Below are 25,168 nucleotides of genomic sequence, written 5' to 3' on the forward strand. Positions count from 1 at the left end.
GTCCCCCTAGCCAAGAGGCTCTGGTGCCTGTGGCTCTTCCCTTTGTTGCTTAGCATGGGGGGCTGTGGGGCCAAAAAACTCAAAATCCCCCAGGAGGTTGAGGCCGTCGCTCGGCCCTGTTACGCGGCGCTGGTTGCCCCCGAGCGTACACCGCAGTTAGAACCTGCCAGGGCCATGGAAGATGGCACGTTTTTGATTTTATGGTCCATGGCAGAAGCGGAGGATGAAAAGGGCTCCTGTAGCGTTGACGGCAGCGGCGCCCTGCTGTTGGTAACCAACAATGCTGATGTAAAAACATCCCCTGAAGAAAAAACAACGGAGGAGGCCCCCCCCCAGGAATAGGTGTTAACCACCACTATTGTTAAGCAACCCCGCAATCTTGGGGAATTGACTAAGTATGAGCGGTAGTATGCCACTGTGCCCAGACATCGTGTTGCTATGGCGGACTACTTAACCCTAAAAGAGGTTCTCGAGAGTAAAATATCGGCTCGAGAATCTGAAATGTCGCTGATTGACAATCTCTGTCGATCGTATTTTTTGTTCCATAGCCAACCGACGGATAAGGTATGTCTGTTTTTCCATGGGTTTACCGCGGGGCCGTATCAGTTTATTCCCATGGCCCAGGATCTCTACAAACAGGGCTATAACGTGATTGTGCCGCTGCTGCCAGGCCATGGCATCGCGGGGAAATGGGGGCCCAGTAATCCGCCGCCGTTAACGGACAATCCTCGGCTATATCTTAAGTTTGGTTTGCAATGGCTCAAAATTGCGAAACGCTTTGGTGCTCAGGTGATTGTGGGGGGCTTGTCCGGTGGGGGCACGTTGGCCACCTGGTTGGCGATGGAAAAGGCTGATGATATTCATCGGGCAATTTTGTTTGCGCCCTATTTTAGTGCCAGCAGCAAAGTGATCGATCTGTTTGTTAAACATGTGGATACTTATTTTGAGTGGGAAAAACTCATGGGGCCAAGCTATCCGGGGTTTGAGCTGGCTGCGCTGCGGGCGGTGCTGCGCATTGCCGACTATAACTTTAAGCGTGTGAAGCAGGCTCCCATTGCGCCGATTTTTATGGTGTCCAGTGAAAGCGATCGCGCGGTCAATAATTTTGATCACCAGCGCTTTTTTGACGCCGCCCTAGAGCAGCAACCCTACTGTTGGTACCATAGCTTTTCGCGGGTGTTGGATATTCCCCACACGATGATGACCGAGGCGGAGGGGAATCGATATACCAGCCTATTGACGGTAATGGCCAAGGCAAATATTAATAGCAATTTGACCTGGCATGAGGTGGAAGAAATTGCCTACCGCATGAGCAAACGGCGCACCTTTAAATCGGTGGTAGCTGAGCTGGGCTGGGGCGATAAGGTGTCCCGTGATATGCCTGCTATGATGACCCTGGTGGACAAGTGGAGTATCGCTGTTAAGCGTGAATTGCAATACCGTCAGCGGTTGCAGCAACAGTAAGGGTGCTTGTCGATAAAATTATGGTGATGCCCTAGGGCATAGATGTGGCTGGGAAACGATGATGGGTGGTTTGGCACAACGATTGTTCTCTCAACAGTTATTTCAACCGTTGGCAGACGCACTGTTGACCCCGACGGAAACGGCGGTTTTGTGGGGGCTGCACCATCCCTACTGGCTGGGTGCGATCGCAATCCTCATGGTTATTGGTTTGCAGGTGGGCGTTTCCCTCGCGGGGCAGCTAGTCCGCCGCATCCTCAAAGAAATTGGCCGTTCTCCTTTTTCCTTAGGCCGCTGGTTATTTCACAAAACAACCGTTCGGGACCCCTCGCCAGACCAAAAATTAGAAACAATCTTAAATCGGCTGAATAGTTTGCAAGAAGAACAGGCCTCCCTACTGGCCGAGTTTAGAGAACAACTTTCCGATAGAGAGTAATCTGTCACAAGCTGCCACGGCTATTTAACCCTGAAGGCCTAACTTGTAGGCTGTTCAGCCGCTGCGAGTAAATGTTGTTTTTCACTCACGTAGCCCTACAGCATGTCCTGCTGCCTTAAAAATGGAACGATGGCTTCGCTGACTTTTTCGGCCCAGTCTTCTTGGGCATAGTGACCCACTTGATCTAAGCCAACATAGTCACCATTGGCCAAACCGTTGGCAAAGTCTTTGGCACCCTCAGCCGATAGCCATGGATCCGATTGGCCCCAGGCCACTAAAGTGGGGGGCTGCCAGTCTGCAAACCCCTGGGCAATTTGCTCTGTAATTTGTGGGACCTTCATCGCTCGAATCGTCCACATTAAGGCGCGGCCCACATCAGAGCTTTTGAGAAAAGGTCGTCTATAAATATCTAGGTCTTCATCGGCCACCTGGTAAGGTCCAGCCCCTTCCAATGTGCGGTCTACCAGCAGCGGATCCTGGGTCATCATATCCCCCACAAAGGGCCAGCCCATCATTTTTACCCGAAAGGGAAGGTCCGCTGTGGGCGGCAGGGGCGTATTCAAGATGATCAGACGTTCAATTTTGTCAGGATTTTGGGCCGCATATAGCAGCCCCGTCACCCCTAAAAAACCTTGGACAACCAAGGAAAATCGGTCTAGCTCCAGGGCATCTAGGTAGTCGCTGAGGGCTTGGATATAGGTCTCTTGTTTGTAGTCAAACTGGCGAATGTCTGGTTTAGACGAAGAGCCGTGGCCAATCCAGTCGGGGGCGATGCTGCGAAATCCATATTCCCCCAGGGCTGGCATCACATCTCGCCAGCTATAGCTTTGGCACACCAGGCCATGGAGCATCACCACAGGGGGCTTGTTGTTAGGAGTATCGGGGATGAGTTCGCGATAAACCCAGTTCAGAGTCCCAACTCGTAAGTCCTTTTGCTCGCTGTTGGCCATGATATTTTTCTCCCACCTGTGGGAAAAAGCTTACCGCATTATTGTGGGCTAGCGAATTCTTGGCCAGATAGCGTTCGAAGTAGGGGCGACAGGCTGGGGCAATTTGCCATAAATTAATGGACCAGCGTTCGGGGTCGGGATTGATGACCCGGTGGGGGTTTTGGCTATTGAACATGACAATGGCCCCCGGCGGCAGATGGTATATGCCTTCTTTGGCCCGCTTGGCATGGCGTTTATCGTAGTCGCTATAGCTGGGGGTATAGCCCCATTGGGTGGGGGTTGTGGATAGGTTAATGCTGACTGCGGGGCAGGCGGCATAGGGATCATCCCGATGGGAACGGATGCCCACTTTGCCATAGGCCACCAGGCCTAAATCGGGCTTGGCCGCTGTGCTGTTCGGCATGGCAATGCTGCTGGCGCGCTGGTAGATGATCTGGCAAAAATGCCAGAATTGCTCGTTTTGGGTAGCGCGCTGGTAGTGTCTGCCGCCGCTGCCTAAAATTGGCTCATGTTCTAACCAGTAGCGCTGGCGACCTACACCATAGCTAGAGGTGTCTAATTTTAGAAGAGCGCGGTTTTTCTGGAGATATGTACGAAGCTGCTGCTGCTTAGCGACAGGCAAAATGCTGATCAGTTTGAACATGCACTGGGGAAAACAGTTGGGACTGGAAAAATAAGGTTTTAATGTTGCGGATAATGTGAGCTATGCCCATGGGTAAATTGCCGTTGTTAATTGGGGGATGCATTGAGCCAGTGGCGTTTACTGCCTGGTATGACCTTGGCAGATGGCATGATTCCGAGCATTATTTCGAGTATTGAAATGCTGGCAAACGGATTGAACGGTATTTATCTGGGGGCAATTGAGTTAAAAAGTAGAGTCTTAAACCCATTAACCACTGTACAAAGGTCAATGACCGGTGGAAATAACTTTGGGCAAACGTAATGATTGGATGCGTCTATTAATAATTAGATGTCTAATTGGGTTGGATCTGTAATGGGGTGGGTGTCGATACTTTGTTATACAAAGTGTCTCGCTGTTGGCTGGGACGATTGAGTGTGGCGATCGCACCCACTAAATCCTCTGCCGATTGACAGGTGCCTCCCTGGGCCCCCGCCATGGAGGTAATATGCTCCTCCATTAGGGTGCCCCCTATATCATTGCAACCCCACCGCAGCGCTTCAGTCGCTCCCGCCAATCCCAGCTTGACCCAGCTAGGCTGGTGGTTTCTAATCCATTGACCCAGATAAATTCTGGCCACCGCCGTCAGTAAAAGCGCCTCTGCGATTATTGGCTGGTCGCGGCCCACCCGCTTCCGCAGGGGGGCGGGGGCTTCTTGCCCCACAAACGGCAGCAAAATAAATTCCGTAATGCCGGTGGTGCCAGCGGCCAGGGATGCCTGCTGTAGCTGGCGCAGCTGCTCCAAGTGGCCAATTTGCTGCTCCACGGTTTCAATGTGCCCCGACAGCAGGGTACTGGTGGTGGGCATATTGAGCCGGTGGGCTAATTTGACGATGGTCAGCCAGGTGTCGGTGTCAAGTTTTTCTGGACACAGTATCCGGCGTACCCGGTCGTCCAGTACCTCAGCGGCGGTTCCCGGCAGTGAGCCCACGCCAGCCTGAGCCAGGGCCTGGATCACGGTGGCAAAATCCAGGTTGTCTTCCCGGGCAATAAACTGCACTTCCTGGGGCGAAAAGGCATGGATGTGTAGGGCTGGGAATTTATCTTTGATGGTGGTGACTAAGCGCTCATAATAGGCCAGACTGCCGCCGTTAATTTTGGCAGTAGGGTTCAGCCCCCCCTGCATACAAATTTCTGTAGCCCCGACAGCAACGGCAGCGCTTGCTTTTTCTAGCATGGTGTCCCAGTCGAGCCAGTAGGCGCCGGGCTGGCCTTCATCGCGGCGAAAGGCACAGAAGCTACAGTGCTGTTCACAGATATTGGTGTAATTAATATTGCGGTTGACGATATAGGTCACCGTTTCCCCTGTCTGTTGTTGCCGCAGGGCGTCGGCCGCCGCCCGAATCTTTTCGATGGCGGCGGGTTCGGTTTGATGCAACAGGGTGACCCCATCCTCTGGAGAAATGTCCTGACCGTCCAAGGCTCGGTCTAAAATGTCGGCTATGGGGCTGGTAATTTTGGGGGACATTAAACTCGTTCCAGTCGATATTGATTAACTTTATTTTGAACTCTTTATGATGCAGCTACTAGCGGGCGATATTGGCGGTACAAAAACTATCTTGCGGTTAGTGTCTTTCGGCGGCGGCGGTCAAGAAACCCTATATGAAGATCGCTATGTGAGTGGGGACTATGCCGATTTGGTGCCCATGGTTAAGGATTTTCTAGCGGCTGCCCCCGGTCAACCCCGGCCGCAAACGGCCTGTTTTGCCATTGCCGGTCCCGTGGTCAACAATCGTTCCCAGCTGACGAATTTAGCCTGGTCCCTCGGTGGCGATCGCATTGCCGAAGAGCTCGGTCTCGATCAGGTGGACCTGATCAACGACTTTGCGGCGGTGGGCTATGGCGTTTTGGGACTGCAGTCCATGGACATGCATACACTCCAGGCAGGTGTGCCAAATGCCGACGCACCCATTGCCATTATTGGTGCTGGCACGGGGCTGGGACAAGGATTTTTGATTAATTTTGGTGGCCAGTACCAGGTGTTTCCATCGGAGGGGGGGCATGCGGATTTTGCCCCTCGCTCGGAACTAGAATTTCAGCTGCTGCACTATTTGCTCGAAAAACATTCCATTTCCCGAGTGTCTGTGGAGCGGGTGGTGTCTGGCCAGGGCATTATATCCATCTATCAGTTTTTGCGCGATCGCAATATCATCACCGAGTCGGAGGAGTTAGGACAGATCGTTCGCACCTGGGAGCAAGGGGCCGGTAATCGCAGTGATTTGCCAGATCCCGCCGCGGCCATCTCCAAAGCCGCCAATACCGATCGGCTGGCGGGGCGCACCATGGAAATTTTCATTGATGCCTATGGGGCCGCCGCTGGGAATCTTGCCCTCAAACTGTTGCCCTATGGTGGCCTCTATGTGGCTGGTGGGGTGACGGCCAAAAATATGGCCCTGATTCGAGATGGTAGTTTTCTCTCTGCCTTTAGCCACAAAGGGCGCATGAGTCCCCTCCTAGACAAGGTGCCAGTCCATCTTGTGACCAACCAAAGTGTAGGGCTGATTGGCGCTGCCCTACGGGCTAGTCAGATTGTGTAAAGCTTTCCGATTTCCTTTCAAAACTTATCGCTACAATAGGGGGCTAGTGTAGAACAACTAAGACTCTATGGCAGGTCATAGTAAATGGGCCAACATTAAACGCCAAAAAGCGCGGGTAGACGCGGTAAAGGGCAAAGTATTTGCCAAGCTGTCGCGGGAAATTATCGTGGCGGCAAAACAGGGCGGCGGCGACCCTGATGGTAACTTTCAGCTGCGCACCGCCATTGATAAGGCAAAATCTGCCGGTGTGCCCAATGACAACATTGACCGCGCCATTGCCAAAGGTACGGGGAAGCTGGGCAGCGATGGCGACCTAGAATCCATTCGCTATGAGGGCTATGGCCCCGGTGGGGTGGCCGTATTGGTGGAAGCCCTGACCGATAACCGCAATCGCACGGCTGCCGATTTGCGGGCGGCCTTTAGTAAAAACGGCGGCAACCTGGGAGAAACCGGCTGTGTGGGCTGGATGTTCGACCAAAGGGGAGTCGTTGTAGTCACGGGAGCCGTGGATGAAGATACGCTTTTGGAAGCGGCCCTAGAAGGCGGCGCAGATTCCTATGAACTCACCGAAGTAGATGAGGATATGCCTGGGGCAGAGGTGTTTTGTTTACCCGGTGATTTAGAAGGTTTGAGCAATCATCTCAAACTCGAACGTTACCAAGTTAAGGATATTGAAATCCGCTGGGTTCCTAGCAATACGGTGGAGGTCACCGACTCTGACCAGGCCAAGTCTCTGTTAAAGATGATGGATACCCTCGAAGATTTGGATGATGTGCAATCTGTTACGGCCAATTTTGATATGAAAGAAGAGATTTTAGCCGCTGTGTTGTAGGCTGAGGCCACAGATCGTTCCATGCTTTCGAGCGGCGACGGTCAGCTTTCTGTTATCAAAAGATTGGCAGTGGGTAACAATCTTGTCTCAGCAATTTGTTGGGACTCACTGGGAGAGCCCTGTTGGCTAAAGTGCCTTTTGGACTAAATCGCCTTTTAGGCTAAATCGCCTTTAAAAAGAAAAATGTCTGACCCTATAAAGCCCCCAGGGTCAGACAGCTCACCTGTAAAACGCAATAAACAAGATTTAAATCAATCACCCAAAATGCCCCCTCGGATGATTAGTAGCCTTGCACGCGTTCTTCAGAATTAACTCTATTTTTACTCGAAGCTTTAGCAAAAGCTTCCTCGGAAATACCTAATTTAGACCGTCAATACCCCTGAAACCCTGCGCTATTGTACGTATATTCACCCCTAAATGTTGTCAGGTGCCTTTCTGCAACTCTGGCCCTTTATAAGGCGCTATTAGCCTAGCTGCAGGTGTCTTGGCCCCTTTGACTGACCTGTTGGTCCTTCTTACAAAGACTCTGTTGGGTCCGATACCAAGGACCTGTTGGCCCTTCTGGTCAGACCTGTTGTTACCCTGGCCTAGTCTTCAGCAGCGGTAACAACTTTCTCCTGGTAGAGGGCCGATAGCTTATCTAAGACCCCTTCAATGGTGAGTTGATCCGTAATAACTTCAATGGCATCTTCTGCCTGGCGTAGGGGGGAAATTTCCCGGGTGCTGTCTTTGTGATCGCGCTCGCTAATGGCCTGGGCTAGGTCTGCCAGTTCTGGAATTGCTTGACCTTGGTGGGCTAAATCTCGCTGGCGGCGACGGGCGCGCTCTTCCACCGATGCGGTTAAAAAGATCTTTAGCTCCGCATTGGGAAAAACATGGGTGCCAATATCTCGGCCATCGGCAACAACACCGCCCGCCAAGCCATATTGCATTTGCTGTTTCACCAGGGCCTGACGTACGGCTCCCTGGGCTGCAATGGTGGAAACATTGGCCGTGACTTCGGGGGTTCGAATGGCTTGGGTTACAGCGGTTTCATTGACCCAAACTTCGGGCGGCTGGGGCGTTTGCTCCGATGGGGTGGCGGTGAGCTTAATGGTGCACTTGGACAGGAGTTCGGCCACCGCAACTTCATCAGCGGGGTCGCAGTCCTGGGAGAGGACATACCAGGTGAAAGCTCGATACATGGCTCCGGTATCGAGGTATAGCAGCCCCAACTGTTGGGCCAACTGTCTGGCGACGGTGGATTTACCTGCCCCAGCCGGACCGTCAATGGCGATAATCGGTTGTCGTGCCCGAAGCACAACGTTATCAATTAGTCGAGTGGTGCCTACAAATGCTGCTACTGCCAACATACCAACGGTCTCAATCTCATCTAATGGGGCAAGGGAGTACGGATCCACCAGTTCAACGTACTGGGGCGTGATAGCAGGTGCCGCTTCTAAGTACTGCAAGACGATGCTAGTTAGGGAATGTTGCGATCGCATCCCCATTTCTTTAAACTTTTGCTCAGCGCTCCTTAACCCCCGATAGAGTATAACTGCTTGTTGACGTTCTTGCCCGGTTAGATATTTATTTCTAGAACTTAGGGCAAGGCCATCAATTTCCCTGACGATGGGGCAGCCAATCACGTCCCCTGGCAGGCTTAAATCCTTGACCAGGCGGCGGATAATGGCCAGCTGCTGAGCGTCCTTTTGCCCAAAGTAGGAGCGCTGGGGTCTGACCAGGCTAAGGAGTTTGGTGACGACAGTGGCCACCCCATTGAAGTGACCGGGGCGGAATTTGCCACACAGTTGATGGGTTAGCGCCGCTGGGGGCTCGACGTTACATAGGGCTGTGGCTTTCCCAAACTGGGAGCCGTAGAGGGCCTCGGCTTTGGGGGCAAAAATGCAGTCTACCCCAGCCGTTGCACAGAGCTGGGCATCGATCTCTAACGTCCGAGGATAGGCGGCTAAATCTTCATTGGGCCCAAATTGCAACGGATTAACAAAAATGCTGACAACCACAAGGTCGTTGTCCCGGCGAGCCCGGTTTATCAAGCTAAGGTGACCCTGGTGTAGCGCTCCCATGGTGGGCACTAATCCCACAGACCCCGACTGCCGATTTAGCCAGCACCGTAGCCCCTCCACCGTTTTTAATAAACGCAAAATTCCCCAGGCACCTCGCTAAACACAAGGTTTAACGATAGCAGACAGCTATAGCCGTCGGTGCACCGGGGAAAAAATAAGGCTACGTAAGCAAAATCAGGGCCTAATTTAGCACCTCAATTTGTACAGGTCCCACGCCCGCTGACTGTAGACCGATGACGCTAGCCGCTCCAGCCGATAGGTCAATGATGCGTCCGTGGCTATAGGGACCGCGATCGTTAATGCGGACAACCACCTGTTGACCATTATTCAAGTTGGTGACCCTCACCTGGGTGCCAAAGGGCAAGGTGCGGTGGGCGGCGGTCATGGCGTATTGGTTAAACGCTTCGCCACTGGCACTTGTGCGACCGTGGAAACCAGGGCCATACCAGGAGGCCATGCCACTAGCACTGGAGCGCACTGCGGCCACCTGCTGTACCGGTGGTGGTGGGGCAGGTCTGCCAATTACTTCGGTCACCGGCTCACTGTCGCTGATAAGACGGCGCAGTCGATTGGTCACCTGGAGCACGTTCTCTGCGTCATTATCGGTGGCCGCCGGTAGCTGAACGCTGTCCCCTAGGGTCACCAAAGGCTGATCACCTGCCATTACCAAGTAATTGTCTTCGTGCCAGCGGGCGGTAAATTCGACGGGCTCGCTCGCTATTTGCTCTAGCTTGATCGCCATTTCAACCGCATTCGCAACGGTCACGTTGCTTTCGGTTGCGGGTTCCACTAACCATCCAGAGACGATATCTGCTGTCTCAGCATCGCCAACGTAGGTTAGGACAGGAATATTTTTGACATAGACCGTAGCCGCCTGCCGATTTTCGAGGGGATAGGCATTGACGCGCGCGGTAGTTGCCGACCATGTGGGATGCTGAAGCGCTTTATCAGAAGTCGGCGTTAAAGACTCTTGGGTAACTGAAACCTGAAGTGGATCATTTTGATTCGACTCAAGCGTTTGCGCATTGGCGCGGGCGGATGGAGAGGCAACAGACGATAGTAAAACTGTTGCGACAATGCCGCCGAGTAACCGTTTGCTCATAAACAGGATCGCACTAAGCATAAGCGTTTACATCGCAGAGCGAGAAGTAGCGGATTCAAGTGATTGAATTGGGCAGCTTCAAGATGACAATGCATCGCGGACAAAAAAACAAAATTGCAATGCGGTCTAATCTATCACGAAGAATTTGCGATTTGGATCACTAGTTTTGTCCGTGTTAACGGGCAAAAAAGGCAAATATAATCTTCACGTTCTCTTTATTGGCCCGGATGGAACCCGACCTTCTCTTGTCAGCTCAAGCCTTTGTGGACAGTTGGCCAGCTGTCCTAGTTATAGAATTAGTTTTTGAAAAATTATGTATCGGATCCCAAAGGTTACAGATTATTAATCGAAGATGACACCTAAATTGGCGATTTATTGGTTGAACATTATTTGATTTGTCCAGTTTCTCTGACGAAAGTGTTCTTGAGTGCGAACTTGGGCCAGGGATATGGGGGCAAGAGGGGGCATTACCCAAGGTGTCGTAAAGTGGTCAAGTTATGGCAAGCGACTGGCTGTATGGCCGTGGCTTGTGTTGCCCATAGCTGTTGCTGTCTAAAGCTTTCAGCCCTTGGGTGAACTATGTGCGCAAAGCTAGATAAAGGCAGAAGGCTATGGATTATAAACAAGCGGGTGTGGATGTAGCTGCGGGGCGGGCATTTGTCGAGAATATTCGCACTTTGGTGGAAGGAACGCGACGGCCCGGTGTGCTGGGTGGTTTGGGTGGTTTTGGGGGCTATTTTGAGTTGCCCAAGGGGTATCAACAGCCGGTGCTGGTGTCGGGTACTGATGGCGTTGGCACCAAGCTGAAGTTGGCCCACATGCTCAATCGCCACGATACGGTGGGGATTGATTTGGTGGCGATGTGTGTCAATGATGTGCTCACATCGGGGGCTGAGCCGCTGTACTTTTTGGATTATTTAGCGACGGGGCAGTTGGCCCCTGAGCAGCTGACCCAGGTAGTGGCTGGGGTGGCGACGGGATGTCGGCAGTCGGGCTGTGCGCTGTTGGGGGGGGAAACCGCTGAAATGCCTGGGTTTTATGGCCAGGGTGAATATGATATGGCGGGTTTTTGTGTTGGCATTGTGGAGAAAAGCGCCATTCTGGATGGCTCCCAAGTGCAGGTGGGAGACGTGCTGATTGGGTTACCCAGCAGTGGTGTCCATAGCAATGGTTATAGTTTAGTGCGCAAAATCGTGGCTGAGGCTGGGCGCCAGGACGACCTCGGTGGTGGCACCGGCAGTCGTGCCGTGGGCTATGGCTGGGATGAATGTCCCCAGCTCCTAGGGGGGCAATCGTTGGGGGATGCCTTGCTGGCACCGACCCAGCTTTATGTAAAACCTATATTGGCGGCGTTGAAGAGTGGCCTAGAGGTGCATGCCATGGCCCATATTACGGGCGGTGGTTTCCCTGAAAATCTGCCCCGCTGTTTGGGCAAAAATCAATCTATATATATAGAGGCGGATAGTTGGCCGATATTGCCAATTTTTCAGTGGCTGCAGGCGGCTGGTGGGGTGGCCACCGCTGAAATGTTTAATACCTTCAATATGGGGATTGGTTTTGTGGTGATTGTGCCAGCCGCCCAGGCGGATGCAGCCCTGGCTCAGTTTGAGGTTGCCTATCGCATTGGCACGGTGACGGATGGAAATGGAGTGGTCACCGGATTGCCGGAAGGTTAGGATACGTTGGAATCCCCTATATATCCACTTGGAGGAACTGACTTTGAGCGCTCGGACAGGTAGCTGGCAACCAGCTGCGATCGCACTTTTAGCTATCATCACTGGTCTGATCTTGACCAGTACGTTAGTCATCATCAACCCCGGTCAGGCCGGGGTGTTGAGCATTTTGGGAAAGGCCCAAAATAGTCCCTTGTTAGAAGGTGTCCACATCAAACCCCCCCTGGTGTCGTTTGTGGATATTTACGATGTCACAGTGCAAAAATTTGAAGTGCCCGCGGAAAGTTCGACTAAGGACTTGCAAGATTTACGGGCAAGGTTTGCCATCAACTTTCGCCTAGATCCGAGCAATATCGTTGAAATTCGCCGTAAACAAGGCACCCTGGCCAATGTGGTAACCAAAATCATTGCCCCCCAAACCCAAGAATCTTTTAAGATTGCAGCGGCTCGCCGCACAGTCGAAGAAGCCATTACCCAGCGGACTAAGTTAAAAGAAGACTTTGACGATGCCCTCAGCAGTCGTCTCGAAAAGTACGGCATCATTATTCTTGATACCAGTGTTGTGGATCTCTCATTCTCAGATGAGTTTGCCCGGGCTGTAGAAGAAAAACAGATTGCCGAACAAAGTGCTCGCCGGGCCGTATATGTTGCCCAGCAGGCTGAGCAGGAAGCCCAGGCAGAAATTAACCGTGCGAAAGGTCGTGCAGAAGCCCAGCGACTCTTAGCCGAGACTCTCAAAGCCCAGGGTGGTGAACTGGTGCTTGAGAAGGAAGCGATCGAAGCCTGGAAAGCTGGTGGCTCTAAGATGCCCAGGGTTTTAGTCATGGGAGAGAAGGGCGGTCAGGTACCGTTTATCTTCAATATGGATAAAGAGTAGACAACAATAAAAAAAAGATTGAAAAGTTGTTGATTTTAGGGGTGGGGGCCATTGGCTCCCACCCCTAAAATTTGATATGGCAGATTTATGGCAACATCAAATTTTACTGGCGGACATAAATGTGGATAAATCCGTTATTGTTGCGCTCGATGCTGCCACTGAAACCGTTATGTTCAAACGGATATTGTTCTAGTTCACCGGTACGAACCTGCTCCAATCCATTTTCTATGGCGGGGGTAGATTGCCAATTCAGCATGCCAATCAGCGTGCTGCGCATGAGTAACCGGTCATAGGATGGGGCAAATTCTGCTTCGGTTTGTTGCACGGTGCCCCCTGCGACATCGTACACATAGGCCACCGTGGCGCGATTGGGATCCAACTCATAGATCGCCGTGGTCCCCGCTGGAGATGGGGATTCTTGGGTGGGCGAACCCAGGCGATTGACAATGTCGCTGGCGGTTGCCCCCGGGGAAAATCCAGGCACTGTTACGGCGCCTCCGCTACCGCCAGAGGTCGCTGGGGGCGAGCTGCCGCTATTGCCTAAAACCAAGGGGGAGTCGGTCACGGGTTCAACAGGCGCTGGTGTTTCAATGGGGATATCGATTTCCGTCGGGGTGCTGGCCACATCGGGTAAAATTTCCGCCAAATCTGGCACACTGACCTCCGGCAGCGCTACTTCAGGGATTTTTATCTCCGGCAAATTGGCGGTCCGTTCGCGAAAATTGCCCCAAGCGCCTTGGGCCAAGGTGTAGGCCCGGTATCCGACAAACCCTAGGCCCCCCAGCAGCCCCAGCAGCATTAGTGAAAACAGGGTTTTAAAGAACCCAGGCCCCTGGCGGCGCCGGTTTGGTTTGGGGGCTGGGGCGGCTGTCGCTGGGGCGGCGGCATCCAGGCTGTAACCTGAGGGGCGCTCTGGGGCGACGACCTGGGTGGCCTGGGTTGTGGTTGACGGCTGCGGGCGCCGTTGCGTGCCGGGGGCGCTGGGCTGCTTGAGTAGGTTGAGCCAGGTGGCCATGGACTGGGGGCGTTGGGCCAGTTCCAAGGCCATGCCCTGGAGGATGGTTTGCTCTGTCGCCTGACTGAGGCGGGGGTTGAACTGCCTGGGGGGCGTCAGGGGCTGGTGCGATCGCAAAACAGATGCCACCGGAACTTCCCCGGTCACCGCTGAGTAGAGGGTGGCCGCTAAGCCATACACATCAGAGGCGGCGGAGCGTTTGGCCTTGGGTAAATATTGCTCTAGGGGGGCATAGCCTTCCGACACTAAATTGGTGTGGGTTTGGGTATGGCCGCTGGTCAGTTCCCGGGCAATGCCAAAGTCGATCAAAACTGCCCGATCACCCGCAATCATAATGTTTTGAGGCTTGACATCACGGTGTAATAGCCCCTGGCCGTGGACCGTTTGTAGTGCCTGGGCGATTTGCCGAACATAATGCAGTGCCTTGGCTTCCTCCAAGGGGCGGCGGGGAAAAATCAGTGCGGATAGGGGCTGGCCCGGAATAAAATCCATCACCAAATATGGCTGCCCTGCTTCCACAAAAAAATCGGTCACATCCACAATGTGGGGATGTTGACACTGGGCTAACCGACGGGCTTCTGCCTCGAACCGTTGGAGCTGATCGCCTTGGTTGGCAGTGCTTTCTGGCCAGCGCAGGGTTTTGATCACCACCTGCTGATTGAGGGGATGGCGGATGGCTCGATAGGTAATGCCAAAACCGCCATGACCCAACTCCGCCTCAATGACGTACTTGCCATTTTGGAGACTGGCACCCACCAAGTTTATGCTACTCACCGTGCTGCTCCAGATGATGTCTCAGGACCACGTTTAACATAAAATTTCCTTTCTTGCATGATATTAGCGACGGCCCAAAAACTGGGCTATTTCTTTTTCTAAAGACACTGTTAAGAAAGACACTACCGATCGGCTAGGTCTGTTTTGGGGCCTTGAGCTTAGCCTGCGTTGGCCCCCGGAAAACTATCCCGTCGTTGGTGCATCCATACGTTATCCATCGCCCAAAGGCTTTAGTGTCGGGGCGATTTATGCTTTAATGTCCGCTGGGACGGATACATTTCAGAGTCTTTCGGAGTTCTTTGTCCATGAAGCCTGAGCAGAAGCAGCGCCTTCTTAATGCTAAGGAGAATATCAAGGCCGCTCAGCTATTGGCCCACAGTCACTTTTACGATATTGCAATCTCTCGTGCTTATTACGCCATGCTCTATGTGGCAGAATCTCTGCTATTAGAGCAATCCTCGGCGATTCCCACTAAGCATGAGGCTGTATGCAGCCTGTTTACTGAAACATTTTCAGAACAAAGTCCTTTGTTTCAGCCCTACAGTAGTTATTTGAGTGATGGTTTAGAAGCTCGTTTTAGAGCTGATTTTTCCCATGGGGAAAAGTCTAACCTGGCCGGTGCTAAGCAACATATCAATCGAGCTAGGGTGTTTCTAGATTTAGCTAAGCACTACCTTACCGCCGAGCTAGCGGTGGAACGTTCAGAAGTGAGGGCGACGAGCAGTAGTCGCTTCTAGTTGCCGTCGATTGCAACATCATCAGGGCCTACTGGGTTTGTTTACGACGCTCAGCCAGTTTTAGGAGGGTTTCTTGGTGGGTTGCTTTGGTAATGGGATAGAAATAGGCGAGAATCATCCCGCCAATTAAAAGAATCAGGGGTACGGGGCCCATAAAGAACCGAATGGCAAGCAGTGCGGATTCGGGTTGTTCGATCGCGTCCTTGGCAAATCCAGAGGTTTCTAGGGCCAGACTTACTAGAAAAATGCCTGCGGCCAATCCCATTTTTTGTAGCAGGGTCATGAATGCATAGAAGGCCCCTTCACTGCGTTGACCGGTTTGGAGTTCGTTTAGTTCAATCACATCTGGCAAAATTGACCAGGGCACCACATAGGCGGTGGCGACACCAAAACTGGCGAAAATGCAAAGCAAATATAGGGCATTTAGCTGGCCAGGCTGTAGGAAAAATAGGGCAATTTGCACCAAAATCCAAAACCCACTCCCTAAAAAGTAAAGCCCTTTTTTGCCAATCCGTTTGGCCAACACATTGCACACAAACATCATGATAATGGCTGTGCCCTGAACTAAAAGCGCCGCTAGGAAGTAGTCGTCAGCGCCCATCCAAAAGGTGACATAAAAGGGAATGATTGTGGCGGTGATTTGTAGCGCTAACCAGGAGAACAGGTAGATGCCCACCACAAACAAAAAGGGACGATTGCTAAAAACAATTTTGAGTTGCTGAAAAAAGGATTCTTGGTTGTTGGTTTGGCTTTCGTTGGTTGTTGCGCTGCGATAGGCGGCTTGTTGCTGAGAGTGGCGAAAGGTACCAAAAATACACCAGTAAATGGTGAAGATGGAAATGCCTCCCCCCAGGGCGCCTAAAACTTGATATTGCCGTCCAGGGTCGGACACCAGCTGGCTGACCACTAGACCCAGGGCCAAAATCAGTACGGCACCCCCTAGGGAAAAGGCCAGGCGAAATGAGGTGAGTTCTGTGCGTTCGTCGTAGTCTTCGGTCATTTCTGCCGTTAGGGTGGAGTAGGGCAGATTGGTGGTGGTGAAGAAGATTTGAAAGGCGATGGAAACAACAACGTAGTACCAAAACAAGGCGATCTGGCTGGTGAACCCTGGCACAATCCAGTTCAACAAAAATGTGATGCCAAAGGGGATGCCGGTGAGGGCGATCCAGGGGTAGCGGCGTCCCCAACGGGTGCGGGTGCGATCGCTCAAGATTCCCACTAGTGGATCATTCACCGCATCCCAAATTTTGCCGATTAAAAGGACGGTGCCGGCGGCTAGGGGCTCTAGACCGGCAACATTGGTTAAAAAGATTAAAAACGAAAAGGCCAGTAAATTGGAGGTAAGACCGGCCCCAAAGTCTCCGGCCCCGTAGGCCAGCTTGGTGGGTAGGGTGAGTTTGGGGGGATGCTTAGGCTGGCCTGCTATATCCATAAAATTAGGAGATTATTAAGGGGATTTCTAGATTAAAGCCTGTTGGGGATTAGGGCTTGTTAAAAAATAAAATCATGGCCTTGTTCCTTAAAATCATGGCTTAACCAGCCTTGTCGGATTAAACCGTGAAGTCGTTTCTTAACAGCGCCTTAGCCCCACTGAATGTATTTAACTATTTATAACTGTCCCACCAATTTGTTCGCTGTGTCTGCGATTTGCAGGATAGCGTTATATTATTTTCGACGTTGCTGATCCTTGGGATGATTTTATTTGGCATATCCAGATCATGGGCCAGCCCCACAGCTCGTTTCATCGTCTAAATCTGCAACGGCTTATTTTCTATTTATTCCATTTCCCATTTATTCTGACCCATGGTTGCAACTTCCGATTCTTCTGCCTCTGCCAACGACCTATATGTTTCGTGGTCAGACTATTACCAGGCGATTGAAAATTTAGCGATCGCAATCCATCAATCTGGCTGGCAGTTCAATCAGATCGTGTGCCTGGCGAAAGGGGGCCTCAGAATAGGAGATATATTGTGCCGCATTTACGATCAGCCCCTGGCCATTCTCTCCACCGCTTCCTATGGGGGAGATGGCAACAAAACCCGTGGCGCGATCACCTTCTCCCAAGATTTGAGCATGACTACGCCCAACTTGGGTAGTCATGTGTTGCTAGTGGATGACCTGGTCGATTCTGGCGAAAGCCTAAAGCGCAGTATTAGCTGGCTGCAGCATCGCTACGGATTTTATATTGACGACCTGAAGACAGCGGTGATTTGGTACAAAGCCTGCTCGGTGATCAAGCCCGATTACTATATCGATTATCTAGACACCAATCCCTGGATCCACCAGCCCTTTGAAAAATACGAGGAAATGAACATCAAACAATTATCGCAAAACCAGTAGTTGAAACGCCCCATAACAACCATGGCCACTGCCATCAAACTAAGGGCTAAGGAGTCGTTAAGACACTACTGCACGGTTTAATCCGAAAAGGCTTGTTAAGCCATGTTTGTAGGGAACAAGGCCATGGTTTTAATTTTTAACAAGCCCTAAAAGCCCCATGGGGTGGCAGGGGAGCAAAACAGCGATGACAACTTGCGAGGCCAAACCTTAACCAGCTCTTAGCCTTTTTTCGACGCCATTGTGCATTTATAAAAGGCGTATTTTTATGCAAAAAATGCATAGCTAAAAGGTTAATATCTTTCTAGGTAAACTGAACGCTGTTGCTGATTTTAAGGATGAGTTAAACTTGGTCCATTGGCCATAGGTCGAAGCTCCGATGGGGCAAAATATGTCAAAAATCACCAGTGCCACAGTAACCTTAATGACCTAATCGGTCTGTTGCTCGTAGAACCAACGCCACGACTTGAATGAAAATATTGTTTGTCTGCGATGGAAATATCTGTCGTAGTCCAGTTGCTGCTGCTTTTTTGAATTCTAATTTAGAAAACGGTAATGTCCAGGTTCGCTCAGCGGGCATTTATGCTACCAACAACAGACCTATCTTAGAGACAATGCGACAGGTGCTGGTTAGCCATAACCTACCTACGGACCACCGTTCTCAGCGCATATCCCCCGAAAGTTTAGGGTGGGCGGATTTGATTTTTACCATGACCAGACCCCAAAAATTTATTCTGATTAGTATGGTCCCGGCCATTGCCAATAAGGTCTACACCTTGCAAGAGTACATTGGCCATCCGGTTCAAGATATTCCTGTGCCGCGCAATGAGACTTTAGAGGCGTATCAGGACTGTGCTGAGATGCTGCAGCATAGCTGCTCTACGCTATACCGCGAACTGTGTCGCCAAAAACTTTAGCTGTTGGGGGGCTTCAGGCCATGCCTGATCCGCTGTTGATGGTGCAATTTAAGTCCCTGTGGTCTGCTGTTTGTTCACGTAAATTGTCTGGTTTGCTGATGGACGAGTCAACTTAAGAAGGGTTGGATATTGTTTGCCAGTTGGCGGCTGGCTTGGTCATGGGTGATCAACTCTATTTGACTGGCTCCGACGGCGCCTAGGCCTAAATCAGCGGCCCGACGGATTTGACTTTGCTGCCAAATCGAACCGTGGGATACCTCTGGGGTGGTGCCCAGTTTGCGCAAAATGGCAATGCCTACCGCGTCAATGGCAATGCGGTCCGTGCTGGCTAAAATCACCCCGGCTTGTACTTTTTGTCCTTGTTCGGGGCCACCGTTTACAAAGGCATCGACGCCATCGATCAAAATCAGGGCGGGGCGATAGGCTGCATTCACTTCGGCAATCATCAGCCGTTGGTTGGCCGAGCGGTGTAACTCTCGCATATAGTCGTGGCCATCTCCTGGGACATGGCGAGCCACCATGCCAATGGTGTTTTTGAGCGACAGGGTAAAATGTCCGCCAAAACGGTGGGTTTTGAGACAGCAGACGTTGATAATGGCGTCGGCATCAAGTACGGGACGTGCGATCGCAAAGCCTTGGGACCAGTTAGTGCCAGCCGCTGGAAAATATTGCCAACTATCACGGCTAAGCTCATCGAATACGAGCGTTTTGAACCCATACCGCTGGGCGAGGCTAAAAACTTGCTTGCGTTCCATGGCGCTGCGGGTATTCTCCATGCCAGAGCGGTCGCCAACCGTAATTGTGCTGGCCCCATCCTGCTGCAGTTCCTGCACCAGAGTTTCTAACACAACGGGGGCGGTGGCGGCTGGGGCCGGGTCGCCAGTGTTGTAGTTGGGTTTAATAAAAACATGTTTGCCCCTAAAGCTCGGTGTCTGCAACAGCTGCATCGCTTGACGGATGCCGGTGGCTCGATCGGTGGTTTTCACCAGCACCACCCGGTGGGGATTTAGCCCTGTTGCCGTCAATTGGGGGGCTGGCTCTGGAGATAATGCCGCTGCTGGGCTGGCCGCCGACAGTTGCGCTCCAGCCCCTTTTACCACGGCAGGCAGGGTGCCCGCGACTGTTAACAGGCTCAGATATTTGAGTAAACCACGGCGTGATGGGCGTTGGATTGACATGGCAGCAACACTATCGAACAGGCCCATTGTGCTTGGTGCATATGAGAATTACCTGAGGCCAATGTGTAACATTAGAAAGTGTCTGCGCTGATTTGTAGTACGAAGCAAGGCTCAGCCGTACCCAAACTTAACGCTGAAAGGACAAAATCTCATGGGCTAGATTCGCCATATCCTTAAATAGATGGTGGGCCCCAGCCTGGGTCAGGCTATGGGCTTTCATAAGTTCGGCATAGCCAAACACGGTCATGCCTGCGGCCACAGCACCCTGCACGCCTAGGGGGCTGTCTTCGATCACTAAACACTGCTTGGGGGGCACATTTCCCATGTTGGCCGCCGCGTGTAAATAAATGTCTGGGGATGGCTTCCCCCGCCGCACATCGGAGGTGCTAAATATATTGCCTGCAAATGTGCTCAACAAGTTTGTTTTCCCTAGCGTGATGCGCATTTTCTCGTGGGAGCCACTGGAGGCCACACAAAAAGGCGCTGATATCTCGGCTAAGGCTTTTTCTATGCCCCTAACGGCAACAACATCTTGGGCAAGCGCAGCGGTGATCTCAGTTTTGTAGAGGGTTTCTAAATTGTTGGGCGGCTCCTTCCCCAGAATATCGGCGATAATTTCCATGCACTGGGTCGAGGAATGTCCGACAAAGGTATCAAACATATCGTCTTGGCTAAAGGATAGACCACACTCCCGCTGCAAGATGCTGGCGAAGACCTGATTGGCCAGTCGTTCACTATCCACCAGCACGCCGTCACAATCAAAGATAATCAGTTTAAATCCATTCATAATGAGTTAATCAGCCTATTACGTAGGTTTCCGACTCCCTTGGTTAAATTGTACGGACCCCTCAGTAAATTTGTGCAGGTCGTATCTGGAATATGCAGCCCCACCCCCGTAGACAAACACATCAGAGTTATTGGTCTTTGGAACACTCTATGCCTGTGGTGCTGAGAGCTGTCACCTGATGTGTTCTTTGGGCCACTAACGCCGCTGCTATTGCCTTAAGGAGCCTACTATGCCACAAATTACACTGTCTGGGCGCATTCGTGACTTTCAAGATAGCCATGCTGACTTTGAGCATGTGATTGCCGCTGAAAAAAATATTGTTCAGCCCGTCTTGGGAACGGATCAAAAGCCCGTTTATAAAGGCGGCGAAGGGAAAACCACATCTAACCAAGAGAACTTTAATCAGTGGTTTCGCGACATTGATTCGGTGAACCAGGGTAAACGATTTGACATTGTTCTAAACGACGATAACGAAGACGGTGTCTTTACCTATGACAATTCTAAGTTTTTCCCGATTGATGGGGAGCTATTTGGCAACCAGGGGCGTAAACATAATTATCACTTTACCTACGAGGTCCATTCTGAGTTTACCTATCAGGGGCATGAGACCTTTACGTTTTCCGGAGATGACGATCTGTGGGTCTTTATTGATGGCAAACTCGTGATTGACTTGGGGGGCGTTCATGGGTCGCTCACCGACACCATTAATCTCAAGCTAGACGAGGGAAAAAACCAGCTCACTAAGTCTTTAGATGCTGGTGAAACTCTGGTGTTAGAAAAGGGTAAAAATTATTCATTCGATCTGTTTTTTGCGGAGCGTCACACGGTAGAGTCCCATTTTCGTATCGACACCTCTTTATTGCTCAAGCCGGCGCCCGTTGTTTGTCTGAAGTCTTCTGATCCTAAGGCCACGGAACCGGTGAAAGGAGAGCTTTGTACAGATACTGGCAAGCTGTTGATCTGTACAGCAGAGCCGGTGATGGAGCCGACGGTTGTCTGCTACACGGTGGGTGGTACGGCCAAAGAAGGGGAAGATTATCAGGCCATTGAGCGCAGTGTTACGTTGCTAAAGGGTGAGAAAGAAGCTTGTATTGATATCACGCCGTTGGCAGATGCTGTTGACTGCGAAGAGGATGAAACCGTGATTGTCACTCTGCAGCCCGGTGACAACTATGATATTGGTGACTGTAACGTCGCTAAGGTGACCATTTCAGAGGCAGAGCCCGCACCTAAGGGGCCCAATTATTTAGTGATATGTTTGGGCCTGGTGTTTGTTGCTATCTGTGGTGCCTGGCTCTGCTTGCATTAGTCCGCGAGCTGTTCAAAGATGAGATAGGGGCTCTGGGCCATGCCTAGGGCCTTGTAGGTTGTTTGGGCTCTGGCATTATCCTGTTCAACGTAGAGGCGAAGCCCGCACACCTCAGGGCTATGGTTGGTGGCCAGGTGTTGGATAAACGCATACATGCGGCGATAGATGCCACGGCGGCGGTAGTTGGGACGCACGTAGACACTTTGTAACCACCAGAAGAGACCGTTGCGCCAATCGCTCCATTCGAAGGTAATCATTAAACAGGCGACCACCTGGGTTTCGGTTGTTGCGACGATGTAAAAGCCCCGATCTGGGTGGCGTAATAAGGCGGTTACCCCGGCCAAGATGGTTTCGGTGGCCAGCTTTTTTTGTTCTGTTTCCCATGCCATGGCTTGGTTAAAGTCGGCGATTGTGGCTGCGTCTTCGGCCACAGCCTGGCGGATGGTAACTAAACTAGTTTCAGACATCGTAGATTTTCCTATCGGGGATGATGATCGGTTTTTTCGGGTAAGGCTCAACGGTTAAGTAAACAGAGGCAGGACAAGCTGGAAAGCCCTGTCCTGTTACCTTAATTGTGATGAGTGTTTACCCCCCCTATGGTGTCCGATTTTCTTCAGAAAACGTTTTTGGATAATACCGTTGCCGCCTACGGGCATGCGCTGCTATATATCGCCATCGGTATTGCGATCGCACACCTGCTCAAACGCATCATTCTCCGTCGCCTAAAGCGCTGGGCCAAGCGCACCACCACCAGTTTGGACGATCAGCTCGTACGGCTCATCGAGCGACCCATCCTGTGGCTGCTCTATCTCGGGTTTTGCTACATCAGTTTGCAAAACCTCACCCTGTCCAAGACGATTTCCCAACTGGTGACCGTTTTGGGCGTAATCTTTGCCGCATTGTTGTTAGTTCAGCTCGTGGGCTCTGTTGCCGAATATAGCCTGCGCATCTATGGCTTTATCCATCGCGATCAGCCCAATATGCGCCAAAGCCTCAATGCCCTGATTCCAGCGGTACGGGTGTTCCTCTGGGCCATTGGCATTGTTTTCGTGTTAGACAACCTGGGGTTTGATATTTCGGCGGTGGTTACCGGCTTAGGCATTGGCGGTGTGGCCATCGCATTGGCCTCCCAGGGAATTTTGCAAGATCTATTTAGCTACTTTTCCATCCTGCTAGATCGACCCTTTGAAATTGGTGATTTCATCATTGTCGGTGACATGGCCGGTACCGTAGTCCAGGTGGGTATTAAAACCACCCGCCTAAAAAGCATTGATGGAGAACAGCTGATTTTAGCCAATACCGATCTCACCGCCTCCCGCATTCAAAACTTTCAGCGCATGGTGCAGCGACGTGTTTTATTTACCCTAGGGGTGGCCTATGAGACCGATAGGGCTCACTTAGAAAACATCCCCACCATGGTTCGTGAGGTGATTGAAGCCACGGCCAACGTTGTTTTTGACCGGGCGCATTTTGCCACCTTTGGTAAATTTAGCCTAGATTTTGAAGTGGTTTATTTAGTGGAAACCAATGACTATCTGATGTATCGCGATGTTCAGCATCAGATCAACCTGGCGATTAAACAGCGATTTGACCAGGCTGGCATTGAGTTTGCCTATCCCACCCAGGTAATATTTTTGAACTCAGTTGGGGCTACACCACTAAGCTAAAGCTATCCCGCCGATGGAAATCCGGTTCGTTGCCGGGGTGGGCGAGGGCCCAATGGGAAATATCCTTGGTTTTGAGAACGGTGCCCACCCCCAGTTCTAGGGGCTGTTCCAGGGCAATCCAATTTTCCGTGGGCAGTTCCACCGTGAGGTAGTAGCCCTTGGTGATCGGTTGCCAGGTGCAGTGCACCTGTTCACAGGCCGGTTCTGGGGTCATGGCCTGGCGATAATCATCAAAGCAATAGACGTTCCAATCACCATTGGGGGCGGCGTTCACTTCCCAATAGCGCGGTGATTCAGGTAGTCCGATAAAAAATTCGAAGCAGGTGTTTTCCCACAACTGGTCGCGGCGGGTGGGTTCTGTGTCGGTGCTGGCTGGAATTTCAAGATCGTCTATGGCTCCGGTGATGGTGTATTCGACCACCAAAGACGACTGGGAGCGGACAACGCGGCCAGAAATGACGACGTCGGAAACCGTTTCAAAGGGTGTGAGGGAAAAGGGGATAGCCATAGATGCTGGTTCTGGAAAAATGTAAGGAATGTGAAAAATCTCTCAGGGCTCTGCTGAGCCACCCCTGGGTCAACCGTTTAGGCATTCCTAACCGATATAGTCGATTGACGGGGTGAACCGAGTAGAACCTTAGGTCCTGTTTATTCTTTCTATGCGGCACGGTGAGCCTCAGAACAATACTTAGACTTTAATTGACTAATTATTGTTTGAATCGTTTGTTTTTGCTGACAAATGCTTTCGGCTAGCTGAAACTGTACCAAAGCCCGTTGCAGATTGTGCTGGGGTCGCTGGGTTTTGAAGTAAATATCCCCGGCCAGATGATCGCTAAAAAAACGTAGGCCCAGCTCAAAGGCGATCAGCCAAATCGCGTCATAAATGTAGTCATATTCAACGGGGGTTAGAAAGTCACTGGCGCGGGAGAGATAGCCTTGCAGCACCGCCGCGCAAAGGTCCACATCAAAGGTCACAGCTTGCCAATTGGCGGTTTCTTCCCCCAGGGGGTTACAGCTAGAACGTAAGCAGTCGCCAATGTCGTAGTGCACCAGCCCCGGCTTGACCGTATCCAAATCAATTAGGCTCACTGCCCGGTCGGTGGTCGTATCGATCAAAATGTTGTTGATCTTGGGGTCGCCGTGGATGGAGCGCAGGGGCAAATGACCGTCGGCCTTTGCCTGTTCTAGAACCGTGAGTTGTTCCCGGTGGGTGGCAATCAGTTTGCAGCAGCGATGTTCTTCTAGGGAAAATGTGTCTGTTTGGGCCAGCACACGGTCGTAGCCTTGGAGATAGTTGGGGGTAATGTGAAACTCAGGCAGGGTGTCGGCTAGGCCATTGGTCGATAGGTCGCTCAATAGGCTATGGAAACAGCCGAGGCCGTAGCCCACTTCCGTGGCATGCTCGCGACTTTGAATCGTATTAAAGGTGGTGGTGTTTTCCACAAAGCTCAAACAGCGCCACACATGGCCTTGGCTGTCTTGCCAGTGGTGTTGGCTGTGGGCTGTATTTAAGACGGTGGGCACTTCCCAGCGATGGGGTAAGGGGGTGTTTTTTAGTTTTTGTTGCACATGGCTGACAAACCGACAGAGGTTGTCCATGACCAGATGGGGCTGGGGAAACACCTCGGTATTGATGCGCTGGAGCACGAAGAGACGGTCTGCCTTTACCAGGTAGGTGTCGTTAATGTTGCCATCGCCGAGGGGCCGAATATCCTGGATTGCCCCATCCCCGAGAAACGTTTGGGCAATGTGGGTGAGGGTATCCAGCCTGTGGGGACTGTCTGGGGACAATGCGCTCTCGGAGACCATGGCGGAAGTCTTACAAAACTTTGGC

General features: G+C 51.7%; 25 protein-coding genes. 13 read left to right on the forward strand and 12 right to left on the reverse strand.

The genetic code is table 11. From position 1 onward, the window contains the following. The first annotated feature begins 42 nt into the window (after nt 1-42). From IXB28_RS05685 to IXB28_RS05695, 3 genes are all read left to right on the forward strand, one after another. The gene (locus IXB28_RS05685; RefSeq protein ID WP_215617564.1) at nt 43-342 is read left to right on the forward strand and encodes a hypothetical protein; all 300 of its coding nucleotides are present in this window, start codon (nt 43-45) and stop codon (nt 340-342) included. Between the two features lie 96 nt (nt 343-438). Continuing rightward, nucleotides 439-1,464 carry an alpha/beta hydrolase gene (locus tag IXB28_RS05690; RefSeq protein ID WP_215617565.1) on the forward strand — a complete coding sequence of 342 codons (1,026 nt, stop codon included), beginning with the start codon at nt 439-441 and terminating at the stop codon, nt 1,462-1,464. 58 nt (nt 1,465-1,522) lie between these two features. Further along, nucleotides 1,523-1,897: a hypothetical protein gene (locus tag IXB28_RS05695; protein ID WP_215617566.1), complete on the forward strand. Its 375-nt coding sequence runs from the start codon at nt 1,523-1,525 to the stop codon at nt 1,895-1,897. 95 nt (nt 1,898-1,992) lie between these two features. On the opposite strand, the gene IXB28_RS05700 is transcribed toward IXB28_RS05695, so the two are convergent. Continuing rightward, nucleotides 1,993-2,847: an alpha/beta fold hydrolase gene (locus tag IXB28_RS05700; RefSeq protein ID WP_215617567.1), complete on the reverse strand. Its 855-nt coding sequence runs from the start codon at nt 2,845-2,847 to the stop codon at nt 1,993-1,995. Then, entirely contained in the window at nt 2,768-3,490 is a 723-nt protein-coding gene (locus IXB28_RS05705) for a hypothetical protein (RefSeq protein ID WP_215617568.1), read from the reverse strand. The genes IXB28_RS05700 and IXB28_RS05705 overlap by 80 nt, the downstream gene beginning before the upstream one ends. 102 nt (nt 3,491-3,592) lie before the next feature. Between IXB28_RS05705 and IXB28_RS05710 the strand changes: the two genes are divergently transcribed. Continuing rightward, nucleotides 3,593-3,790 carry a hypothetical protein gene (locus IXB28_RS05710; RefSeq protein WP_215617569.1) on the forward strand — a complete coding sequence of 66 codons (198 nt, stop codon included), beginning with the start codon at nt 3,593-3,595 and terminating at the stop codon, nt 3,788-3,790. Between the two features lie 31 nt (nt 3,791-3,821). Here IXB28_RS05710 and cofH read toward each other — a convergent pair whose 3' ends face one another. Further along, entirely contained in the window at nt 3,822-4,994 is a 1,173-nt protein-coding gene (cofH, locus tag IXB28_RS05715) for a 7,8-didemethyl-8-hydroxy-5-deazariboflavin synthase subunit CofH (protein WP_215617570.1), read from the reverse strand. 46 nt (nt 4,995-5,040) lie between these two features. Between cofH and IXB28_RS05720 the strand changes: the two genes are divergently transcribed. Together IXB28_RS05720 and IXB28_RS05725 are read left to right on the forward strand one after the other, a co-directional pair. After that, nucleotides 5,041-6,063 (forward strand): glucokinase, encoded by a 1,023-nt coding sequence (locus IXB28_RS05720; RefSeq protein ID WP_215617571.1) that lies wholly within the window; start codon nt 5,041-5,043, stop codon nt 6,061-6,063. 67 nt (nt 6,064-6,130) lie between these two features. After that, nucleotides 6,131-6,895, forward strand: coding sequence for a YebC/PmpR family DNA-binding transcriptional regulator (locus IXB28_RS05725; protein ID WP_215617572.1), 765 nt, complete (start codon nt 6,131-6,133; stop codon nt 6,893-6,895). A gap of 587 nt (nt 6,896-7,482) precedes the next feature. On the opposite strand, the gene IXB28_RS05730 is transcribed toward IXB28_RS05725, so the two are convergent. Together IXB28_RS05730 and IXB28_RS16525 are read right to left on the reverse strand one after the other, a co-directional pair. Further along, nucleotides 7,483-9,039 carry a bifunctional pantoate--beta-alanine ligase/(d)CMP kinase gene (locus IXB28_RS05730; protein WP_215617573.1) on the reverse strand — a complete coding sequence of 519 codons (1,557 nt, stop codon included), beginning with the start codon at nt 9,037-9,039 and terminating at the stop codon, nt 7,483-7,485. A 103-nt stretch (nt 9,040-9,142) separates the two neighbouring features. After that, a complete protein-coding gene (locus IXB28_RS16525; RefSeq protein WP_246559626.1) occupies nt 9,143-10,063 on the reverse strand; it encodes a septal ring lytic transglycosylase RlpA family protein in 921 nt (306 codons plus the stop codon). 611 nt (nt 10,064-10,674) lie between these two features. On the opposite strand from IXB28_RS16525, the gene purM reads away from it, so the two are divergent. Together purM and IXB28_RS05745 are read left to right on the forward strand one after the other, a co-directional pair. Further along, nucleotides 10,675-11,739, forward strand: coding sequence for a phosphoribosylformylglycinamidine cyclo-ligase (purM, locus tag IXB28_RS05740; protein ID WP_215617574.1), 1,065 nt, complete (start codon nt 10,675-10,677; stop codon nt 11,737-11,739). Between the two features lie 79 nt (nt 11,740-11,818). Then, nucleotides 11,819-12,613 (forward strand): prohibitin family protein, encoded by a 795-nt coding sequence (locus IXB28_RS05745; protein ID WP_407659174.1) that lies wholly within the window; start codon nt 11,819-11,821, stop codon nt 12,611-12,613. Between the two features lie 103 nt (nt 12,614-12,716). On the opposite strand, the gene IXB28_RS05750 is transcribed toward IXB28_RS05745, so the two are convergent. Next, on the reverse strand, nt 12,717-14,402 hold the full coding sequence (locus tag IXB28_RS05750) for a serine/threonine protein kinase (RefSeq protein WP_215617576.1): 1,686 nt from the start codon (nt 14,400-14,402) through the stop codon (nt 12,717-12,719). Nucleotides 14,403-14,707: 305 nt separating this feature from the next. On the opposite strand from IXB28_RS05750, the gene IXB28_RS05755 reads away from it, so the two are divergent. After that, complete coding sequence (locus IXB28_RS05755; RefSeq protein WP_215617577.1) at nt 14,708-15,139, forward strand: HEPN domain-containing protein; 432 nt, start codon at nt 14,708-14,710, stop codon at nt 15,137-15,139. Between the two features lie 28 nt (nt 15,140-15,167). Here the strand turns inward: IXB28_RS05755 and IXB28_RS05760 are convergent, their stop codons facing one another. Then, nucleotides 15,168-16,571: an MFS transporter gene (locus tag IXB28_RS05760; protein ID WP_215617578.1), complete on the reverse strand. Its 1,404-nt coding sequence runs from the start codon at nt 16,569-16,571 to the stop codon at nt 15,168-15,170. A gap of 371 nt (nt 16,572-16,942) precedes the next feature. Here IXB28_RS05760 and IXB28_RS05765 point away from each other — a divergent pair, with 371 nt between their 5' ends. Continuing rightward, nucleotides 16,943-17,479 carry a phosphoribosyltransferase gene (locus IXB28_RS05765; protein WP_215617579.1) on the forward strand — a complete coding sequence of 179 codons (537 nt, stop codon included), beginning with the start codon at nt 16,943-16,945 and terminating at the stop codon, nt 17,477-17,479. A gap of 467 nt (nt 17,480-17,946) precedes the next feature. Beyond that, a complete protein-coding gene (locus IXB28_RS05770; protein ID WP_215617580.1) occupies nt 17,947-18,393 on the forward strand; it encodes an arsenate reductase/protein-tyrosine-phosphatase family protein in 447 nt (148 codons plus the stop codon). Between the two features lie 107 nt (nt 18,394-18,500). Here the strand turns inward: IXB28_RS05770 and IXB28_RS05775 are convergent, their stop codons facing one another. Together IXB28_RS05775 and IXB28_RS05780 are read right to left on the reverse strand one after the other, a co-directional pair. Next, the gene (locus IXB28_RS05775) at nt 18,501-19,571 is read right to left on the reverse strand and encodes a DUF362 domain-containing protein (protein ID WP_246559628.1); all 1,071 of its coding nucleotides are present in this window, start codon (nt 19,569-19,571) and stop codon (nt 18,501-18,503) included. 127 nt (nt 19,572-19,698) lie between these two features. Continuing rightward, the gene (locus tag IXB28_RS05780; protein ID WP_215617582.1) at nt 19,699-20,358 is read right to left on the reverse strand and encodes an HAD family hydrolase; all 660 of its coding nucleotides are present in this window, start codon (nt 20,356-20,358) and stop codon (nt 19,699-19,701) included. Nucleotides 20,359-20,587: 229 nt separating this feature from the next. On the opposite strand from IXB28_RS05780, the gene IXB28_RS05785 reads away from it, so the two are divergent. Beyond that, nucleotides 20,588-21,667, forward strand: a complete 1,080-nt coding sequence (locus IXB28_RS05785) for a fibro-slime domain-containing protein (protein WP_215617583.1) — start codon at nt 20,588-20,590, stop codon at nt 21,665-21,667. On the opposite strand, the gene IXB28_RS05790 is transcribed toward IXB28_RS05785, so the two are convergent. Then, on the reverse strand, nt 21,664-22,134 hold the full coding sequence (locus tag IXB28_RS05790; RefSeq protein WP_215617584.1) for a GNAT family N-acetyltransferase: 471 nt from the start codon (nt 22,132-22,134) through the stop codon (nt 21,664-21,666). The genes IXB28_RS05785 and IXB28_RS05790 overlap by 4 nt on opposite strands. A 129-nt stretch (nt 22,135-22,263) precedes the next feature. On the opposite strand from IXB28_RS05790, the gene IXB28_RS05795 reads away from it, so the two are divergent. Further along, complete coding sequence (locus IXB28_RS05795; RefSeq protein ID WP_215617585.1) at nt 22,264-23,334, forward strand: mechanosensitive ion channel family protein; 1,071 nt, start codon at nt 22,264-22,266, stop codon at nt 23,332-23,334. Here IXB28_RS05795 and IXB28_RS05800 read toward each other — a convergent pair. Together IXB28_RS05800 and IXB28_RS05805 are read right to left on the reverse strand one after the other, a co-directional pair. Further along, complete coding sequence (locus IXB28_RS05800) at nt 23,318-23,842, reverse strand: DOMON-like domain-containing protein (protein ID WP_215617586.1); 525 nt, start codon at nt 23,840-23,842, stop codon at nt 23,318-23,320. The genes IXB28_RS05795 and IXB28_RS05800 overlap by 17 nt on opposite strands. A 149-nt stretch (nt 23,843-23,991) precedes the next feature. Further along, nucleotides 23,992-25,143 carry a phosphotransferase enzyme family protein gene (locus tag IXB28_RS05805; protein WP_215617587.1) on the reverse strand — a complete coding sequence of 384 codons (1,152 nt, stop codon included), beginning with the start codon at nt 25,141-25,143 and terminating at the stop codon, nt 23,992-23,994. Between the last annotated feature and the right edge of the window lie 25 nt (nt 25,144-25,168).

The organism is Leptothoe kymatousa TAU-MAC 1615 (assembly GCF_018739865.1).
In the GTDB taxonomy this organism is placed as follows: Bacteria; Cyanobacteriota; Cyanobacteriia; order Phormidesmidales; family Phormidesmidaceae; genus Leptothoe; species Leptothoe kymatousa.

Excerpts from the sequence above, each read along its gene's own strand:
- IXB28_RS05755 (WP_215617577.1), top strand. The coding sequence starts at position 14,708 with ATGAAGCCTGAGCAGAAGCAGCGCCTTCTTAATGCTAAGGAGAATATC.
- cofH (WP_215617570.1), bottom strand. The coding sequence starts at position 4,994 with ATGTCCCCCAAAATTACCAGCCCCATAGCCGACATTTTAGACCGAGCC.
- IXB28_RS05775 (WP_246559628.1), bottom strand. The coding sequence starts at position 19,571 with ATGTCAATCCAACGCCCATCACGCCGTGGTTTACTCAAATATCTGAGC.
- IXB28_RS05780 (WP_215617582.1), bottom strand. The coding sequence starts at position 20,358 with ATGAATGGATTTAAACTGATTATCTTTGATTGTGACGGCGTGCTGGTG.
- IXB28_RS16525 (WP_246559626.1), bottom strand. The coding sequence starts at position 10,063 with ATGAGCAAACGGTTACTCGGCGGCATTGTCGCAACAGTTTTACTATCG.
- IXB28_RS05690 (WP_215617565.1), top strand. The coding sequence starts at position 439 with ATGGCGGACTACTTAACCCTAAAAGAGGTTCTCGAGAGTAAAATATCG.
- IXB28_RS05805 (WP_215617587.1), bottom strand. The coding sequence starts at position 25,143 with ATGGTCTCCGAGAGCGCATTGTCCCCAGACAGTCCCCACAGGCTGGAT.
- IXB28_RS05705 (WP_215617568.1), bottom strand. The coding sequence starts at position 3,490 with ATGTTCAAACTGATCAGCATTTTGCCTGTCGCTAAGCAGCAGCAGCTT.
- IXB28_RS05795 (WP_215617585.1), top strand. The coding sequence starts at position 22,264 with ATGGTGTCCGATTTTCTTCAGAAAACGTTTTTGGATAATACCGTTGCC.
- IXB28_RS05700 (WP_215617567.1), bottom strand. The coding sequence starts at position 2,847 with ATGGCCAACAGCGAGCAAAAGGACTTACGAGTTGGGACTCTGAACTGG.
- IXB28_RS05790 (WP_215617584.1), bottom strand. The coding sequence starts at position 22,134 with ATGTCTGAAACTAGTTTAGTTACCATCCGCCAGGCTGTGGCCGAAGAC.
- IXB28_RS05760 (WP_215617578.1), bottom strand. The coding sequence starts at position 16,571 with ATGGATATAGCAGGCCAGCCTAAGCATCCCCCCAAACTCACCCTACCC.
- IXB28_RS05770 (WP_215617580.1), top strand. The coding sequence starts at position 17,947 with ATGAAAATATTGTTTGTCTGCGATGGAAATATCTGTCGTAGTCCAGTT.
- purM (WP_215617574.1), top strand. The coding sequence starts at position 10,675 with ATGGATTATAAACAAGCGGGTGTGGATGTAGCTGCGGGGCGGGCATTT.
- IXB28_RS05785 (WP_215617583.1), top strand. The coding sequence starts at position 20,588 with ATGCCACAAATTACACTGTCTGGGCGCATTCGTGACTTTCAAGATAGC.
- IXB28_RS05695 (WP_215617566.1), top strand. The coding sequence starts at position 1,523 with ATGATGGGTGGTTTGGCACAACGATTGTTCTCTCAACAGTTATTTCAA.
- IXB28_RS05725 (WP_215617572.1), top strand. The coding sequence starts at position 6,131 with ATGGCAGGTCATAGTAAATGGGCCAACATTAAACGCCAAAAAGCGCGG.
- IXB28_RS05800 (WP_215617586.1), bottom strand. The coding sequence starts at position 23,842 with ATGGCTATCCCCTTTTCCCTCACACCCTTTGAAACGGTTTCCGACGTC.
- IXB28_RS05765 (WP_215617579.1), top strand. The coding sequence starts at position 16,943 with ATGGTTGCAACTTCCGATTCTTCTGCCTCTGCCAACGACCTATATGTT.
- IXB28_RS05720 (WP_215617571.1), top strand. The coding sequence starts at position 5,041 with ATGATGCAGCTACTAGCGGGCGATATTGGCGGTACAAAAACTATCTTG.